Raw genomic sequence first — 14,731 nt, 5'->3', positions numbered from 1 at the left:
AGCGCTTCCGGCAGCCAGTCGGGTATCCCCAAGAGTCGGTGTACTCGTGAGGGAATACGTCGCAACTCGCTTGCGATAGCCGAGCGATGCTCGGATGCTGGTTCGTCCTCTTGCACTGTCTGATCTCCAATCCCGGTTCCGAGGTTGGAGCTCGTTCCCGACGCTGCTAATAGGTGGTGAGAATCACAGCTCGATTCTACCGAGGGGGTCCGACATCGCGGCCCTGACGAGCCCGTGTCGCAGTAGACACCACGCGCGAATCAGAGGCCTCCGAGGGCAACACCTGACGACGTGCGGCGAGAAGGAACTTCCATACGCGATCGAGTCAAGTCGTGTAGTTGGTCGTAGGCATTCCGGGCGCGGGCCTCGTCGATCTTCTGCCTGGTCGATTCCGCTGCGCCAAGCGCTGACGTAGTCGTGACGCCGTAGCGGTCGCGATAGGCAGCAATCACCGTCGCGCATTGCCGCCAAGTCGCACTCTCCCAAGGCTCTGTGGGCGGCGTGCCGAGGGCTGTCAGCCAAGGCTCTGCGTTGGTCACCGCGGTGTCGAGGCAGAAAACGGCTCGTTGCTCGATAAGCATTCGTCGTTCATCGAGCGCACGCCGCATCTCTGGCGTCATAGCGCCAGTGGCCTCCGGGACGAGCCCAGCGATCAGACGTGGCGCACGGCGAGTACGCCCGGAGCCAGCGGGGCGTGCGGTAGCGCGTTCGACACGGTGATGGATGACAGAGGCAAGATCGTCGGCATCGCCGAGCGGCCGGGCCTGGATCAGGCGCGGAAGCAGGGCGTCGATGTTGTGGTGGTTGGCTTCTGCACGTCGGAGTTCGGCAGACAGCGCACCATAGGCGTCGGAGGCCAGGACATCATCGGTCTGCTCGTCAGTGAGACCGGATGCGCGAAGGAGCCCGGCCCAGCGGTCGTGTTGGGCTGCTTGGGCGATGGTTTCGTACTCGGCCGCGAGCTGCGCGATCGAGCCCCACCGTTCCTGCTCCGCAGTGATGCTCTCGTGGGCGGAGAGCTCGGCACCGACATGCTGGAGCACTCCATAGAGGACAGACCTCGCGGTGGCGTCGGTGTTGTCGCTGGGGTGCGGATGCCGATGGTCGTGGTCGGGCTGGTCGGTGACGACGTAGGCGTGGTTGGCGTGGCGGCCGCGGGTCATGGCGACGTAGAAGTTCTCCCGCGTCGTCGTTGCCGTCACGACAGTGTGGGCGGTGTCGGTGGTGACGCCTTGCGCCCTGTGCGCGGTGACTGCGTATCCGAGATCCAAAAATTCTGAGGCGTACGCGGCTGGCAGGATGATCGCACCTCCGAACCGGCGTCCGTGGGGACGGATGGTGATGGAGCCGTCGTCTCGGACGTTGGTGATCTGCCAGCGGTCGCCGTTGCGGACCCAGGTGTGTCGGTTGCGGAGCCTCCGGTCGTTACGACGAGTGATGACCGTGTCGCCGACGGAGGCGGTGCTGCCATCGTGCAGTTCGATCTCCTTCACTGGGGTGATGGTGCCGTCGATGATGAGGTCAGCACGGGCCCGGTTGTTCAGGGCGGTGACGGTCTCGTTCGTCTCGGCGATCAGGATCGACGCACGTCCGTTCTGGGTGTCGGCTCGCCAAGCCACATAAGCAGCGTCGGTGATGGTGTCGGCGTCGCCGTCGTGGATTCGTTGGTGGTCGAGGTAGGTGTCGATGATGTCGGTGCGTCCGTGCCGCAGGCTCAAGGAGGCGGTCTTCTCCCACTCGTTCGTGAACCGGTGAATATCGACCAGCTCGGGCGCATCGTCACGGTCGGAGACGAGGAGGTTGAACGCGCCGCCGGCGTCGACGGATTGGAGCTGGGCGTAATCACCGACCAGCAGCACCTTCGCCCCCGCCCGCGCCGCTGCATCGGTGATGTGGTCGAGGGAGATGGTTCCGGCGAGGGAGGCTTCGTCGACGATGACGAGCTGACCGGCTTGGAAGGTGGTGCCGTGGAGGGTGTGGTTGCTCCACCATTTCGCTGTGTTCTCGGTCGCGATCCCGAGGTCCTCCGCCAGCACCGCAGCAGCGACCGCAGACGGTGCGAGGCCAACGACAGAACCTCGTCCGTGTTCGGTCTCCCATGCCTGCCGCAAGGCGGACATAGCGGTGGTCTTCCCCGCCCCGGCGGCGCCGACGAGAACATCGATCTGGCGGCCGGAGACGGCGATCGCGGTGAGGGCTGCGGCTTGGTCGTCGCTGAGTACCCGACCCTGCCGATCCGGATGAGTGGTGACCTTTTCGACTGTCTCCAACGCCACGGTGGGTGCTGTGGTGGTGCGGGATCTTTCCAGGAGACGGTCTTCGGCGTCGAGGAGGGTTTTTGATGAGTAAATGTTGGCGTGCGCGGGCCGGAATCTGCTCGACCCATCCGCCCGTTGAAACAGCACCGGGCTCGACGCAAGATCCGGCGGCGACAGACGCAGGGATGCTTGTTGGGCAGCGTCGGCGACCATCCCGGTGATCGCCTCCCGATCCTGCATCGTGGCGAACCGCCATCCCATCAACTGCCGGGATGCCTCGGCGTGCAGATTCCAGCGCTGCCACGTCGAGCGCCGCTCACCGACCGCCTCCATCACCGCCAGCCCGATCTCACCGATCATTTCCAGGGGTACGTCGTCGGCGCGCAGCACCAGCACGGATGCATTTGTGGCGAGCTCGCGTGCCCAGCCGGTTGCGTCCTGGCCGAGGATGCGGCGAGCGCGGCCGCGCCAGTCGGTGGTGAGTTCGGCGAGTGAGTGGATCTCTTTCTCGGGGCGAGTGGCGAGGGTTGCTTGGGCGCGGAGTTTCAGGACGGTCGTGGCGGTGGGTTGCTTACCGTGCTGAGCGACGTAATCGGCGATGAGTCGTTCCTTCTCCTCCTCGATGTGCCTAGTTCGGGTGGAGAACTCGTCGATCAGTTCTTGTGGGACGCCGGTGATTTCCCACGCGGGGCTCCGGTCGCGTCCGCGATCTCGGGCTTCCCAGGTCAGGCCGAGGGTGCGGGTGAGCTGATCGGCGAGGACCGCGTTGTACATCTCCGAGATCGCCACCACCGCCTGATGCATCGGCCGCCCTGCCAGCGTCCGCCACTTCCCGTCCTGCACGGTGAAGACCTTGTTACTCACCACGACATGGGTATGCAACTGCGGATCACCAGCCCGGGAGTCGTAGTGATCGAACGCTGCGGCGGCGACGCCTGCGACATCGACGTGTGCAACCGCCCCGTCGGGGCCAGTTGCACCCACCCTGGTCGATGCAACCTCGCGCTCCATGAACGCAACCAGCTCTGCAACCGCCGCGTGATGCGCGTCTGCGATCAGCGCCTGCGTCCCGGCATCGGCGACAGCCCAGAGCGCGGAGACGGACTTCGGGACGCTGAACGTGTAATCGAACCCCGCCACCGCACGCCGCGTGCCACGCTCGGCCTCTTCGGCTTCGATCTGCACGATCTGCTCCGCCCGTGCGGACGGCCCCAGATCAACAGGCAGGGCTTTGGTTCGGGTCTCGATCCGCTCGCTGACCGACGCGAACTGCTGATACGCCCGCCCCAACGAAGCCTCGGTGATCGGGTCGTGGCCCATACCGATCAGAAGCTGAAGCTGCGCCTCACTCACCTGCGCACCATCGTAGAGCTCGCCACTCCCAAGCGCCGAGAGCCCGGAACCGAGCCAGTGACCGGGCGGGTTCCCTGCCTCGGCGTAGTACCGCGTCAACGGCGTCGAGAGGGAACGGTCACCATCACCGGCAGCGACGGATCGCAGAAGGTACTTGTAGCCGTCGCCGGCAGACATCACGCGCATCGAGACCGTCATGCCGGTCAGGTGGTCGCGAAGCTACCACCAGCATCGGCCGATGCATTCCCACTAGACGTTCACGAAACGCTCCCAATCGCGAGTGTCTTCGACACCACTCGCGCCGTCTCTATTTATAGTCAGCCATTCCTTTGATGAACCGTCTTCGGTACCCCATCCGAAAGCCCTCTCTACGTCGCGCCGACGAGGTTCTTCCCCGTAGGTGACGACGAGGACCCTTGGCTTCACCTCACGGTCAATGAACTCCGAACGTAAAGCGGAGTTCACTGGATGATCTTTGAACGAGTATCCGATTACCAGCCAATCTTCGGCGTTGGAGAGTCCATCAGAGAACATCTCGTACGCGAGGCTAAAAGGGAAACGCGCCACATGCTCTGCTTTATCTCTTCTATTCGCCAGCACCACGACCGGTCGAACATTTGTAGTTTGTTCACGAACAGACCGCCACTGATCTCCGTCTTCGAGCAACTCCCTGGGCAGCTTTGCGTATATCTTGCGATCACGCGTCGCCCAGAAAGTGAGCGACCCGTGCAGGTGGAGCAACCTGACTCTCTTGCCGTCCGGGAACTCACCGCTGCTTGACCGAAGAGCCTGAACCGTGTGTGTGATTTCACCGTCCGCGAGGATGTTCACACGACGGTACCCGTGCCCCATGTCGACTAGATCCGACTGGCACGTTGCCAGCAATGAAGCGAGAAGAAGCGTGTCGTAGTTGAGATTCCCGATGGTCACACGTCCACTGAAGGAGGTCGTGACCGCCTCGACAAGTCGGTGCAGATTCTCGGCCTCATCCACGTACGCGTGGGACCTCTCCGCGATCACCTCGAGGACGTGCGACACACCCGTGTCCCGCACCTGCTCGGCGAACCTGGTAACTCTTCGTATCGCCTTCCGAAGCTTCTTGTCGCGCGGCTTTGTAAGTTCGGCGAGCGCGTCCAAAACGTCCAGAGTCCGGGATTCCGCACCAAACGCGCCGACCAGTGCCTCGAAGTCGTCGGAGCTCCTCGCCCCATCCGGGAGCGTGCGTTCTGCGATCTCTTGCATTGCGGCAACGACATCACCACCGTCGGCCCGCTCGATCCTCCGGAGGACCTCCTCCGTGATGCGCTGAAGATTCAAGTCCGGATTGAACGCGATAGACAGGCCATTGCCGACCAGAACCGCGACGTTGCGCTCGGTGCCCATGTGTAATCCGTCCTCGTTCCTGCGGAGATCTCCTGCTCCAGAACGCTAGCGGAACAACCGCCCGAACCTCTTCTGAAAGACGTGTGGCAGCTCAAAAGCGGGTCAGGAAGCGAAGGCTGCTGACAACTTCACGGACGCTCGCGCTGTGGCTCTGCGGCGAGCGGCGTACCTGGCAGGTGACTAACTCCGAGGAGATCGCAGACGCGACTTCCGACCGGGGTCATCGAACAGATGGAGTCCTCATGTCAGATAGCACCGACTCTCAGCAGAGGCCCCTTGCCGTGGGGTCGCTGTTCTCCGGTGGCGGCACCCGGCGGCCCTATTCGGCGGTGAGGGATGCGAGAAGGTCGAGTTTTTCGGCGTCGGCGCTCTGTTCGGCCGGGTAGTAGACGACAAGGACAAGGTCGTCGATCGGCATCTTCTCGCGGTGGAGGCGCAGCACGCCGAGACTTGGATGATTGACAACCGCGGTGCCACCCGCGAGTTGCCGGACGTCGTGTCGAGCCCACAGTGTGCGGAAGCGTGCGCTGGCGAGCGAGAGCTCGCCGACGAGTTCGATGGCGCGCGGGTCGTCGGTCTCGTCGCCGAGGGAACGACGGAAAGCAGCGATGAACTCGTCGACCGCCGTCTCCCAGTCCTCGTGGAAGTCGCGCTCGGCGGGGTCCAGCATTAACGAGCGCAGTCGGTTGTTCCCTGGCTCCAGGCGGGGGTTGAACGCGATCGCGAACGGATTGGCGGCAAGGACGTCGAAGTAGCGGTTCTCGATGAACGCGGGCATGTTCAGCGCTGCGAGCAGGTCGCGCAGCCGGGCCGGCACCCGCTCAGTGCGCCCGGCGGCTTTCGCGCGGCGGACACGAGGGCGCGGCCCGCCGAGGCTCATCAGGTGGTCGGCTTCGATGTCGTCGAGGCGCAGCACCCGGGCGAGCGATTCCAGGACTTGAGGTGAGGGGTTCTTGTCGCGGCCACGTTCGAGCCTGAAGTAGTAGTCAGCGCTAATGCCGGCGAGGAGCGCAACCTCCTCACGCCGAAGACCGGGGACTCGGCGCCCCGATCCAGCGGGTATGCCCGCCTGCTCGGGAGTGACCAGCGCACGGCGTGCGCTCAGGTACTTCCCGAGGCGGTTGTCGTTGTTGCCGTCCATGTGATCAACGGTAGCTATTCCCGGCCGATCGAAAGGTGCCCTGTCGGGACGCGGATCAGCGGGGTCCTTCCTCGGCTTCGAACATCGGCCGAGCATGGATGCATGCCGGCGATCGAGCCGGGAGACCATCCGGCCAGTGGTCGGAGATGGACACGTGAGGAAGCACATGGATATCAGCGGACGTACCGTCCTGATCGTCGGAGGCACCACGGGAATCGGACGTGCCCTCGCCCAGCGATTCGTTGACGCGGGCAGCACGGTCGTTGTCGGCGGGCGCAACATCGAGCAGGTCGACGGCGTCGAGACGGTGCGCATCGACGTCACCGATGCGGCGTCAGTCGCTCAGGCGCGCGATGAGGTGCTGGCGAAGCACCCCGACCTTGACGTCGTCGTGACGATGTCGGGGGTCATGCTCACTGAGGATCTGCGCGAGCCGGACCACATCGCCCAGGCCGAGACCACGATCTCGGTGAACCTGCTCGGCACGATCCGCGTGATCGACGCGTTCACCCCCCACTTGCTCGGCCGTGGCGCCGGCGACATCATCACCGTTTCCTCGGGCATCGGCTTCCTGCCGTTCCCTCTCATGGCGACGTACGGCGCGTCGAAGGCGGCCGTGCACTCGTACACCGAATCGCTGCGCGCGCACCTCGCTGGCACTGGTATCGCCGTCACCGAGCTGATCCCGCCGGCCGTCGCCAACGCCGGCCAGGAGAAGCTCAACCCGAATGCCCTGCCCATGGGCGACTTCCTCGACGAAGTCATCGGGCTGCTCACCCAGAACCCGACTCCGAAGGAGATCGTCGTCGAGCGTGCCAAGCCCCTCCGCTGGGCTGAGCACGACGATACCTACGAGGAACTCCTCGCCGCCCGGTCCCAGTCGCTCAGCAACCTCCCTGGACGCTGAGCCGGAACGGCGACAACCGGATCATCCTGGCCCGTCGCTTGTGGCGGCAAGGAGCGTAGTGATCGTGTCGCTGATCGGTGTAGGGATGTCGTGTCTGCGCGCGAGACGCGAGATGACGCCGTTGCGGATATCCCATTCGAGCGGCCGGCCGGCTTCCCGGTCGGTGAGGATCGAGGTGCTCATGTCGGCGGGGAATGCTTGGAAGCGGGCCAGGATGGCGGCAGGCGCGTCCTCACCGAGGGCCGCGCCTTCGGCCTGCGCGACGGCCACGCACTCTGCCAGGTAGGCGAGCGTGAGGTACGCGAAGTCAGGGCGGTTGAACACGCCGGCGCGCCGGCCGGTGAGTGCCATGAGCCCTGCGGCGGCGTTCTGGAGAAGTTTGCGCCAGGCGAGGGTGGTGAAGTCCGCCGCGAGTTCGACCTGGCAGCGCGTGTCGCGCAGGACGTCCGCGATGCGCTCCGCCCCCGGTGATGCGGGAAGCGTCAGCCGGGGCTCGCCCCGCAGGAGGATGGTGCCGTCTTCCTGCGACTGCGCCGGGAACCAGACGACCGCGGGGACGACCTCGACTCCCTCAGGAACGTGGGGTCGAACGGCAGCGATCTGCTCGACGCCGTTCTGCAACACGCAAACCACAGTCCCAGGACCGCACAGAGAACGCAGCCAGGGGGCTGCCGCAGCGGTCTGGGTGGCCTTGACCGCCAAGAAGAGCACATCCGCCCTCTCGGGCTGTGCAGCGGGATCGGTGCGCACGGGGCCGGGGACGACGATCCGGCGGTCGCCGTCGATCAGGGTGAGTTCCGTTCGCGTCGTACGACCATAGAGCGTCGGCGTGCTGCCTGCCTCATGCATAAGCGCTGACACCGTCGTACCGATAGCCCCCGGACCCACCACGCCAACCCGTATGCGCCCTCCAGCGGAGCCGCGCCGTTGCTCTGTCACCATGCCCCAATGTTACGCTATTACCCGTGACAGAATCACCACGTAACGCAGTTTCGGCAGTGGAGGACCCACTGCGCCGCTGGCTCGGAACGGTTCAGGCGCGGAGCGCGGGCCTAGTGGCAAGCGAGGCAAAGGTCGTCGACCTCGTGCTGGAGGACCCGTTGTTCGTAGGGAGGAGCACGACGGCGCAAGTCGCCGACCGTGCCGGGGTCTCGGCACCCAGCGTGGTCCGTGCCGCCCGGGCAATCGGGTTCTCGGGCTTCGCCGAACTGAAGCTGGAAATCGCCCGCGCTCGCGGAACAGCGGAGTTCTTCGCCCCGCCACACACGCTCACGAGCACCGATTCGACGCGCACGATCATCGACACGACAGCGCGCACAGGGATCGACGCGCTCACCGCCCTGGGCGGCGCGATCGACCCGGACGCTCTCGACCAGGCGGTCTCTGCGATTCGTGGCGCGGGGCAGCTCCTCGCCTATGGTGCGGGCCCTTCGGCGACGGTCGCGGCCGATGTCGTGTTCCGGCTGCGTTCGCTGGGCGTGCGGACATCGGGAGTCGTCGATCACGAGTCCGCGATGATCGCGGCACGCCTGCTCGACCCTGGCGATGTCGTCGTCGCCGTCAGCTCCACCGGCCGCACCGACATGACCGTCGCGATCGCCGACGCCGCCGCGACCGCCGATGCGACGGTCATCGCCATCACCAACCAGTACGGCACGCCACTCACCGATGTTTCCACGGTTGCACTGGTCGTGGGTGGCGCACCGCTGACGACGCAGATGGCCGCTGCCGGGAGCCGTCTGGCGCAGCTTGTCGTCGTCGATGCTCTCGCGGCCGCGCTGGCACTGCGCGATCCCGACCGTGTCTCGCGCGCCGAGCGGGCCGGGATCGATCTGCCCGACATCACCTGATGCCGCCGGGAACCGTTGCGATCGTCCTCGTCGCCGCAGTCGCCCACGCTGGCTGGAACCTCGTATCGAAGTACAAGAAGGGCGACACGCTGCTGTTCGTGGGCGCTTACACGACCTCTTCCGCGATTCTGTGCCTCCCCCTCGCGATCGGTGCCGCCGTCACCGGTTCGCAGCCGATCACCTGGACCCTGGTCGCCGCTGCGGCCGTGTCCGCCGCCCTGCATCTGACGTACTCGCTCACCCTGCAGGCAGGCTACGACCGAGCAGACCTCGGAGTCGTCTATCCGATCGCTCGGGGTGTGGGGCCGCTGCTCACCATCGTGATCGCTATCCTCCTGCTCGGAGAACGCCCCACGGCACTGGCGGTCATCGGAGCGCTCGCCATTCTCGCAGGCATCCTCGTCGTCACCGGCAACCCCTTTCAGAGAACGGGCGCCCGCCCCCTCCGCGGCATCGTATGGGGTACTGCCACCGGGGCAACGATCGCCGCCTACACGCTCTGGGACTCGTTCGCGATCGGCTCCATCGGACTCGCCCCAGTCAGCTACTACACCGGCACGCTCGTCGTCCAGGTCGTGTTCGTGGCTCCGGCCATCATCAGACGCCGCACAGCGTTCGCGAACACCCTCCGCGTCAATCGCGCGTCTATCGCCGCGGTCGCAGTGCTGTCCCCGCTCGCGTACATCCTGGTGCTGACAGCAATGCAAACCTCGCCCGTGGCGCTCGTCGCGCCACTGCGGGAGGCATCCATCGTGATCGGCGCACTTCTGGCCTGGCGTCTCTTCGGCGAAGGGCACCTTGTCCGCCGGCTGATCGGCGCCGTGATCGTACTTGCCGGCATTGCCGCTATCAGCCTGTAGTACGCGCTGCCAGACTAGGTACGACTCAGCGACTTTCTCCGCGTTTGATCGCCTTTTCGCCGCTCTCAGCACCCAGTGCTGTGGCCTGAGTTCCAACGTGGCACTTCCAGCCTATGAGCGTGATGCGCGCGCGCTGCCGGATATCGCCGCTCTGGTTCAGAGTTTGGTAGCCCACGGTGATCGATCCGCGATCAGGGCGACTCTTCGACGGCGTGATCGTGTCGATTTGGGCAACGACCCTGAGTTCGTCATTCGGTCGTGTTGGGCTTGGCCATTCGATCTCCACGCCTTTACCGATGATTCCTGTAGCCAAGGGCAAAGCCTGCGCGAGCAGCTTCATCGACAACGCAGCAGTATGCCATCCGCTCGCAGCGAGTCCTTCGAAGAAGCTGTCTCGGGCCGCCGTGGCAGAGAGATGGAATGCCTGCGGGTCAAACTGTTCGGCGAAGGCAACGATGTCCTCCTCGCGCAGGAGTACAACGGGCGAATGGAACTGCATTCCGACGGCGAGGTCGTCAAGCCAGAGGCCGTCTGGATTCGCAACATGCGAGCCGGGTGACGTCATCTTCCCGGTTCCTTGATCGAGCGATCTTCCGTCACGTCAACGTTGGTGGTGCGCTCTCGCGGTTGGCGTGAACGTGCGCGGTGCGCGGCGGCTTTCGCGCGGTTACCGCACTGACTCATCGAACACCAGCGACGCTCTCGCGAACCAGACGGGAGCAGGTAGATCATGCGGCATTCCTCGCTCGCGCACTCCCGGAGTCGATGACGCACGTCAGGGCTTGCGAGGATCTCCAGCAGATCCCGAGCCGCGCGGGCGCACATCGCGCTGTGGCTGAGTGCCACCATCTGAGCTTGCGGTCCATGCGAGGTGTTCGCCAAGCGGGGCGGGGGAACATCGGCGCTGGCCCACCGCTCTATCCGCTGCACGGCGAACGATGACACGGGTCGCTCGTGTACGACCCCCGACAGCACTTCCCAGGCATCCTCGCGAAGCTCACGCAACTCCGTCAGCAGCGCTCCCCGATCCACGCTCGCGTCGACCTCGATACCTACGCCGACGAGCCACTGTTCCAGGGCCTCCTCACCGTCGAGGCGCTCGACGCGATGCTCTTCGCCAGCGCCCCGCCGCCCGACGGTTGCGGTGAGGTTGAGAACGAGGGAGCCACCGTCGAAACGAAGCTTCCGCAGTGCCGTGCTGGTTCGAAGGTCGGTAACCATGCAACTATAGTAACCGATAGAACGGTTACTTAGGAGAGTGTATGGGAACTCGATTGCCTGGTTGGGCACGCGTCGCGACCGGTATCACCGTCGTGGGGTGGGGAGCGAACCAGTTCGCTGCTCTGCTACCGGTGTACCGGGAGACCGCCGGCCTGCCGGACTCGTTCATCGCCCTCGCGTTCGCTACCTACATCGTGGGTCTCATCCCGGTGCTCTTCGTCGCCGCCGAGGTCGCGGACCGCGTTGACCGACGTTGGCCGGTCCGAGTTGCGGTCATCCTTTCCGCTGTCGCCTCTGTCGTGCTGTGCCTCGGCTCGCAGGACGCCTGGCTTCTCCTTCTGGGCAGGTTCTTCTCCGGTGCAGCGGCTGGTGCAGTTCTCGGTCCAGGCACGGCATGGGTGACGGACTTGTCTGCGGATGACCGCTCCGCTGCTCCGAAGCGAGTGGCGGTCGCGCTCTCCGTCGGGTTTGGTGGCGGCCCGCTCGCAGCAGGGCTCGTCGCGCAATGGGCACCGCTACCGGAAGTCCTGCCCTACGCCCTCCACCTGCTCATCTCGGCCATCGCGGCTGCGCTGCTATGGCGGGCCCCAGATACCTCCCTCGACCACGAAGAACTCGTCGAGCAGGCTGAAGTCTCCGCCCCAGAACCCGTATCGAGACGCCGAGCGAGTTTCTGGAGCGCGATCATGACACGGCCATTCCTCTGGACCATTCCGCTCACGGCTCCGTGGGTCTTTGGCGCTGCGACGATGAGCTTCGCCGTGATCCCGTCGGTCATCCATGTCCATGGATTCGAGGCCGCCACGGCGGGGATCATCACGGGACTCACCATGGGCACCGGGGCACTCATCCAGCCTTTGGCGCAACGCATCGAGCGCGGCAGGGCCGGACGAGCCTTCCCTCTAGGGATGGGAATCGCCGCTCTAGGGATGCTCCTGGCCGCGGGAACCTTCGCGGCGCGGCTCACCATCCTGATGCTCCCCAGCGCTATCGCCCTCGGCGCCGCGTACGGCTTGGTGCTCGTCGCAGGTCTTCGTCGCATGGAGGAGATCGGTCATCCGAAAGATCGCGCACGGCTCAACGCCGCGTTCTACTCGCTCTCCTATATCGGCTTCGCCCAGCCACTCGTCTTTGCACTCGTCGCAGTGACGCCGAACGCCCAAACTCTCTACGCGGTCCTCGCCGCCATCGTGGCCACTGTGACCATGGTCGGCATCGCGATCAGATCCAGAGAGTCCCATGCATAGTGGCGACAACACCATATCTGTTCGACGTCGAGTAGGCCGGTATCACCTTTGCTCGCGCATCGACCTGCTCTTTGAACCGGCAGCCTCTCGGTCGTCGAATCATGGACATACGCGCAGTCTCCTTCTTGCTGTTACAACGAGTCCGGCCAGCCCACGCCACCAATTGGGCTGAGGAAGCGGATGGGACGTGTCCGCCGAAGCGGCCGGCGAGAGCAGACTTCGTGAGGCGTGCGACCCTGCGATAGACGCGTCGCCCGGAGAACAGTTCGGGCTCATGTCAGCGATCGAGATATTGCGCTGCGTCCCGACGCAGGAGTTGACGTTTCCGGTCGTCACGCTCATCCACGTAGTGTCCGGAAAGATCGATTTTTGTACGGATGTGTCGATACAGCGCTTGGCACCCGGGTCAGCGGTGGCGCTCGGCTCGCACAGGAGGCACCAACTGTTGCCGCTATCGCCATCACGGCTGTGGGTGATCTATGCCGACGAACCCTTCATTAGGGCGCAGATGCGCTGGCTCTTGCGGCCACGGCAGCACGTTCGTCGAGGCGTGCATCCTGATGACTGGGACGGCAACTCCCTGGTACTTACCCCAGGAATCGAGTCCTTTCGGCGGCTGGAACCGATCTGGCGACAGATAAGTGTGCTTCCAGATACGTGTTCATCGCCCGAAGAGATATCGATTCGCACAGTCGAGCTTCTCGCGAGGTGGGTTGGCACAGTCGCACCGGTCTTCCTTACTGAAGACAGTCGCTCTCTCCACGTGCCCACCCGGAATCAAGTGCCGTCTTCGGAGCGGCAGGCAGATCCGGCAATGATTGGGCACGTCGGACGGGCTGCGCGGCTGCTTCGGGAGCGCATGGGCGAGCCGTGGACTGTTGCGTCGCTGGCCCAAGAGCTCGCGCTGTCTCGCACGCACCTAACACGGCTGTTCTCGACGCACATGGGGGCCAGCCCAATGCGATTTCTTACCGAAGTTCGCTTGACCGAGTTCAGCCGCCTCATTGATGAGACTGATCTATCAGTCCGTCAAGCGGCACAAGCGGTCGGCTGGGCCGATCCGCGCGTCGCCTCGGCGTGGTTCTCTAGACGATTCGGCGTAACGCCGACCCACTACCGGCATCGCCTACCCACGCCCGGCAGCGAAACTGCGTAGCGACGAGTTCCCGCGCGCTCGTCGGCGGGTGGCGCCCTCTCGAACTCGTCGTATGAATCGCGTTACTCGTCAAGCGACCCGGACAGCCCCCAAAGGCTCGACATCACCGCGAGCCAGGAGATAGACCGGATCGGACTCGTCGGGTCTGGTCAGATCCCTGGCGGTCTCGTACTCACTCGTTCCTCTCGGGCCTCCTGAACACCCCGGCGCGTACCTCATGGTCGCAAGGGTTCGCGGCTGTCGTGTCGTGGGCCTCGCCGGGAGGAGGTCCGATGATGGCGACGAAAGAGGAAGCCCGAGCCGCGCGGGATGCGAAGCTCGACGAACTTCACGAGCGCTTGACTGGCGAGGTCGAGACGCTGGTTTCTGGTGAGGACTGGGCGCGGGCGTTGTCGTTCGCGGCGCGGTTCCGGTCGCGTTCGTTCAACAACACGTTGCTGATCTGGGTGCAGCACGAAGCCAACTTCGCTGCGGGGCGGGTTGCTGAGCCGTTCCCGTCGTTCGTGGCGGGGTATCGGCAGTGGCAGCAACTCGGACGTCAGGTGCAGAAGGGGCAGCCGGGGCTACAAATCTTCGCCCCCGTCACGGGCCGATTCGCGTCCTCGAATCCGGCAGATGCGGATTCGTGGCGGCGGCTGGAGCGCGGCGAGAAGCCCCGTGCTGGGGAGGTGGTGCGGTCGCGGATGATCGCCGCCCGGCCTGCCTATGTGTGGGATGTCTCTCAGACCGATGGTGATCCGATCCCGGAGCCGCCCGCGCCGAAGCTGTTGGAGGGTGAAGCTCCGGCTGAGCTGTGGGAGGGGCTGGTCGCGCAGGTGGAGGCGGCGGGGTTCACGCTGCTGATGGTGCCGCATGAGGGGATGATTCACGGCGCGAATGGCATGACGGATTGGCAGGCGCGGACAGTGACGGTGCGGGAGAACATGGACCCCGCCGCGCAGGTCAAGACGCTCGCCCACGAACTCGGTCATGTGCTGCTGCATGACCCGGATAGCGAGGATGCGCGGCATCATCGCGGGATCGGTGAGGTCGAGGCCGAGTCCGTTGCCCTGATGGTTGGTGCCGCTCACGGGATGGACACCTCCGGTTACACGATCCCGTACGTCTCTTCCTGGGCTGCGCGTGTCGATGGGAAGGAGCCGGTCGAGGTCGTCAAGGCAACCGGTGAGCGGGTGCGGAAGGCGGCTCTGGGGATTCTCGATCAGCTCGACACCGTGATGGTCGCTGATGGCACCCCACCAGGGCTGGATCGTGAGGCGCCGAAACAAGAGCAGCCGCAGCGCACGGTCGCATCGTCGCCGGTTCCTGCTGCGTCATCGGCGTCTCGGTCATCTGGGGTCGTGAGGGGGCTGTGA

12 protein-coding genes are annotated in these 14,731 nt (G+C 64.9%); 6 read left to right on the top strand and 6 right to left on the bottom strand.

Annotated elements, in window-relative coordinates; genetic code table 11:
- Positions 1-260: 260 nt before the first annotated feature.
- The 3 genes from mobF to ACQBJO_RS08135 all read right to left on the bottom strand — a co-directional run bounded on the left by mobF (position 261) and on the right by ACQBJO_RS08135 (position 6,135).
- Positions 261-3,809 carry a MobF family relaxase gene (gene mobF / locus ACQBJO_RS08145; RefSeq protein WP_421009185.1) on the bottom strand — a complete coding sequence of 1,183 codons (3,549 nt, stop codon included), beginning with the start codon at positions 3,807-3,809 and terminating at the stop codon, positions 261-263.
- 51 nt (positions 3,810-3,860) lie between these two features.
- On the bottom strand, positions 3,861-4,994 hold the full coding sequence (locus ACQBJO_RS08140; protein WP_421009184.1) for a hypothetical protein: 1,134 nt from the start codon (positions 4,992-4,994) through the stop codon (positions 3,861-3,863).
- A 319-nt stretch (positions 4,995-5,313) separates the two neighbouring features.
- Entirely contained in the window at positions 5,314-6,135 is an 822-nt protein-coding gene (locus ACQBJO_RS08135; protein WP_421009183.1) for a helix-turn-helix transcriptional regulator, read from the bottom strand.
- Positions 6,136-6,289: 154 nt separating this feature from the next.
- On the opposite strand from ACQBJO_RS08135, the gene ACQBJO_RS08130 reads away from it, so the two are divergent.
- Positions 6,290-7,042, top strand: coding sequence for an SDR family oxidoreductase (locus ACQBJO_RS08130; protein ID WP_421009182.1), 753 nt, complete (start codon positions 6,290-6,292; stop codon positions 7,040-7,042).
- A 21-nt stretch (positions 7,043-7,063) separates the two neighbouring features.
- Here ACQBJO_RS08130 and ACQBJO_RS08125 read toward each other — a convergent pair whose 3' ends face one another.
- The gene (locus tag ACQBJO_RS08125; protein WP_427385414.1) at positions 7,064-7,891 is read right to left on the bottom strand and encodes an oxidoreductase; all 828 of its coding nucleotides are present in this window, start codon (positions 7,889-7,891) and stop codon (positions 7,064-7,066) included.
- A gap of 149 nt (positions 7,892-8,040) precedes the next feature.
- Here ACQBJO_RS08125 and ACQBJO_RS08120 point away from each other — a divergent pair, with 149 nt between their 5' ends.
- On the top strand, positions 8,041-8,892 hold the full coding sequence (locus ACQBJO_RS08120; RefSeq protein WP_421009180.1) for a MurR/RpiR family transcriptional regulator: 852 nt from the start codon (positions 8,041-8,043) through the stop codon (positions 8,890-8,892).
- Positions 8,892-9,752 (top strand): EamA family transporter, encoded by an 861-nt coding sequence (locus ACQBJO_RS08115; protein WP_421009179.1) that lies wholly within the window; start codon positions 8,892-8,894, stop codon positions 9,750-9,752. The genes ACQBJO_RS08120 and ACQBJO_RS08115 overlap by 1 nt, the downstream gene beginning before the upstream one ends.
- 25 nt (positions 9,753-9,777) lie before the next feature.
- Here the strand turns inward: ACQBJO_RS08115 and ACQBJO_RS08110 are convergent, their stop codons facing one another.
- Positions 9,778-10,317 carry a MaoC/PaaZ C-terminal domain-containing protein gene (locus ACQBJO_RS08110; protein WP_421009178.1) on the bottom strand — a complete coding sequence of 180 codons (540 nt, stop codon included), beginning with the start codon at positions 10,315-10,317 and terminating at the stop codon, positions 9,778-9,780.
- On the bottom strand, positions 10,314-10,973 hold the full coding sequence (locus ACQBJO_RS08105; protein ID WP_421009177.1) for a CGNR zinc finger domain-containing protein: 660 nt from the start codon (positions 10,971-10,973) through the stop codon (positions 10,314-10,316). The genes ACQBJO_RS08110 and ACQBJO_RS08105 overlap by 4 nt, the downstream gene beginning before the upstream one ends.
- A 131-nt stretch (positions 10,974-11,104) precedes the next feature.
- On the opposite strand from ACQBJO_RS08105, the gene ACQBJO_RS08100 reads away from it, so the two are divergent.
- The 3 genes from ACQBJO_RS08100 to ACQBJO_RS08090 all read left to right on the top strand — a co-directional run bounded on the left by ACQBJO_RS08100 (position 11,105) and on the right by ACQBJO_RS08090 (position 14,731).
- Complete coding sequence (locus ACQBJO_RS08100) at positions 11,105-12,220, top strand: MFS transporter (RefSeq protein WP_427385412.1); 1,116 nt, start codon at positions 11,105-11,107, stop codon at positions 12,218-12,220.
- 274 nt (positions 12,221-12,494) lie between these two features.
- Complete coding sequence (locus tag ACQBJO_RS08095; RefSeq protein WP_421009175.1) at positions 12,495-13,376, top strand: helix-turn-helix domain-containing protein; 882 nt, start codon at positions 12,495-12,497, stop codon at positions 13,374-13,376.
- Positions 13,377-13,651: 275 nt separating this feature from the next.
- Positions 13,652-14,731: an ArdC-like ssDNA-binding domain-containing protein gene (locus ACQBJO_RS08090; protein WP_421009193.1), complete on the top strand. Its 1,080-nt coding sequence runs from the start codon at positions 13,652-13,654 to the stop codon at positions 14,729-14,731.

Source organism: Janibacter zhangyanbonis, from assembly GCF_050507325.1.
Lineage (GTDB): Bacteria > Actinomycetota > Actinomycetes > Actinomycetales > Dermatophilaceae > Janibacter.
This window is presented reverse-complemented; position numbering and strand designations above follow the sequence as displayed.

What these genes read in the sequence shown, in the direction of transcription:
- mobF (WP_421009185.1), bottom strand. Translation starts at nt 3,809, where the DNA reads ATGACGGTCTCGATGCGCGTGATGTCTGCCGGCGACGGCTACAAGTAC.
- ACQBJO_RS08140 (WP_421009184.1), bottom strand. Translation starts at nt 4,994, where the DNA reads ATGGGCACCGAGCGCAACGTCGCGGTTCTGGTCGGCAATGGCCTGTCT.
- ACQBJO_RS08135 (WP_421009183.1), bottom strand. Translation starts at nt 6,135, where the DNA reads ATGGACGGCAACAACGACAACCGCCTCGGGAAGTACCTGAGCGCACGC.
- ACQBJO_RS08125 (WP_427385414.1), bottom strand. Translation starts at nt 7,891, where the DNA reads ATGCATGAGGCAGGCAGCACGCCGACGCTCTATGGTCGTACGACGCGA.
- ACQBJO_RS08115 (WP_421009179.1), top strand. Translation starts at nt 8,892, where the DNA reads ATGCCGCCGGGAACCGTTGCGATCGTCCTCGTCGCCGCAGTCGCCCAC.
- ACQBJO_RS08110 (WP_421009178.1), bottom strand. Translation starts at nt 10,317, where the DNA reads ATGACGTCACCCGGCTCGCATGTTGCGAATCCAGACGGCCTCTGGCTT.
- ACQBJO_RS08105 (WP_421009177.1), bottom strand. Translation starts at nt 10,973, where the DNA reads ATGGTTACCGACCTTCGAACCAGCACGGCACTGCGGAAGCTTCGTTTC.
- ACQBJO_RS08095 (WP_421009175.1), top strand. Translation starts at nt 12,495, where the DNA reads ATGTCAGCGATCGAGATATTGCGCTGCGTCCCGACGCAGGAGTTGACG.
- ACQBJO_RS08090 (WP_421009193.1), top strand. Translation starts at nt 13,652, where the DNA reads ATGGCGACGAAAGAGGAAGCCCGAGCCGCGCGGGATGCGAAGCTCGAC.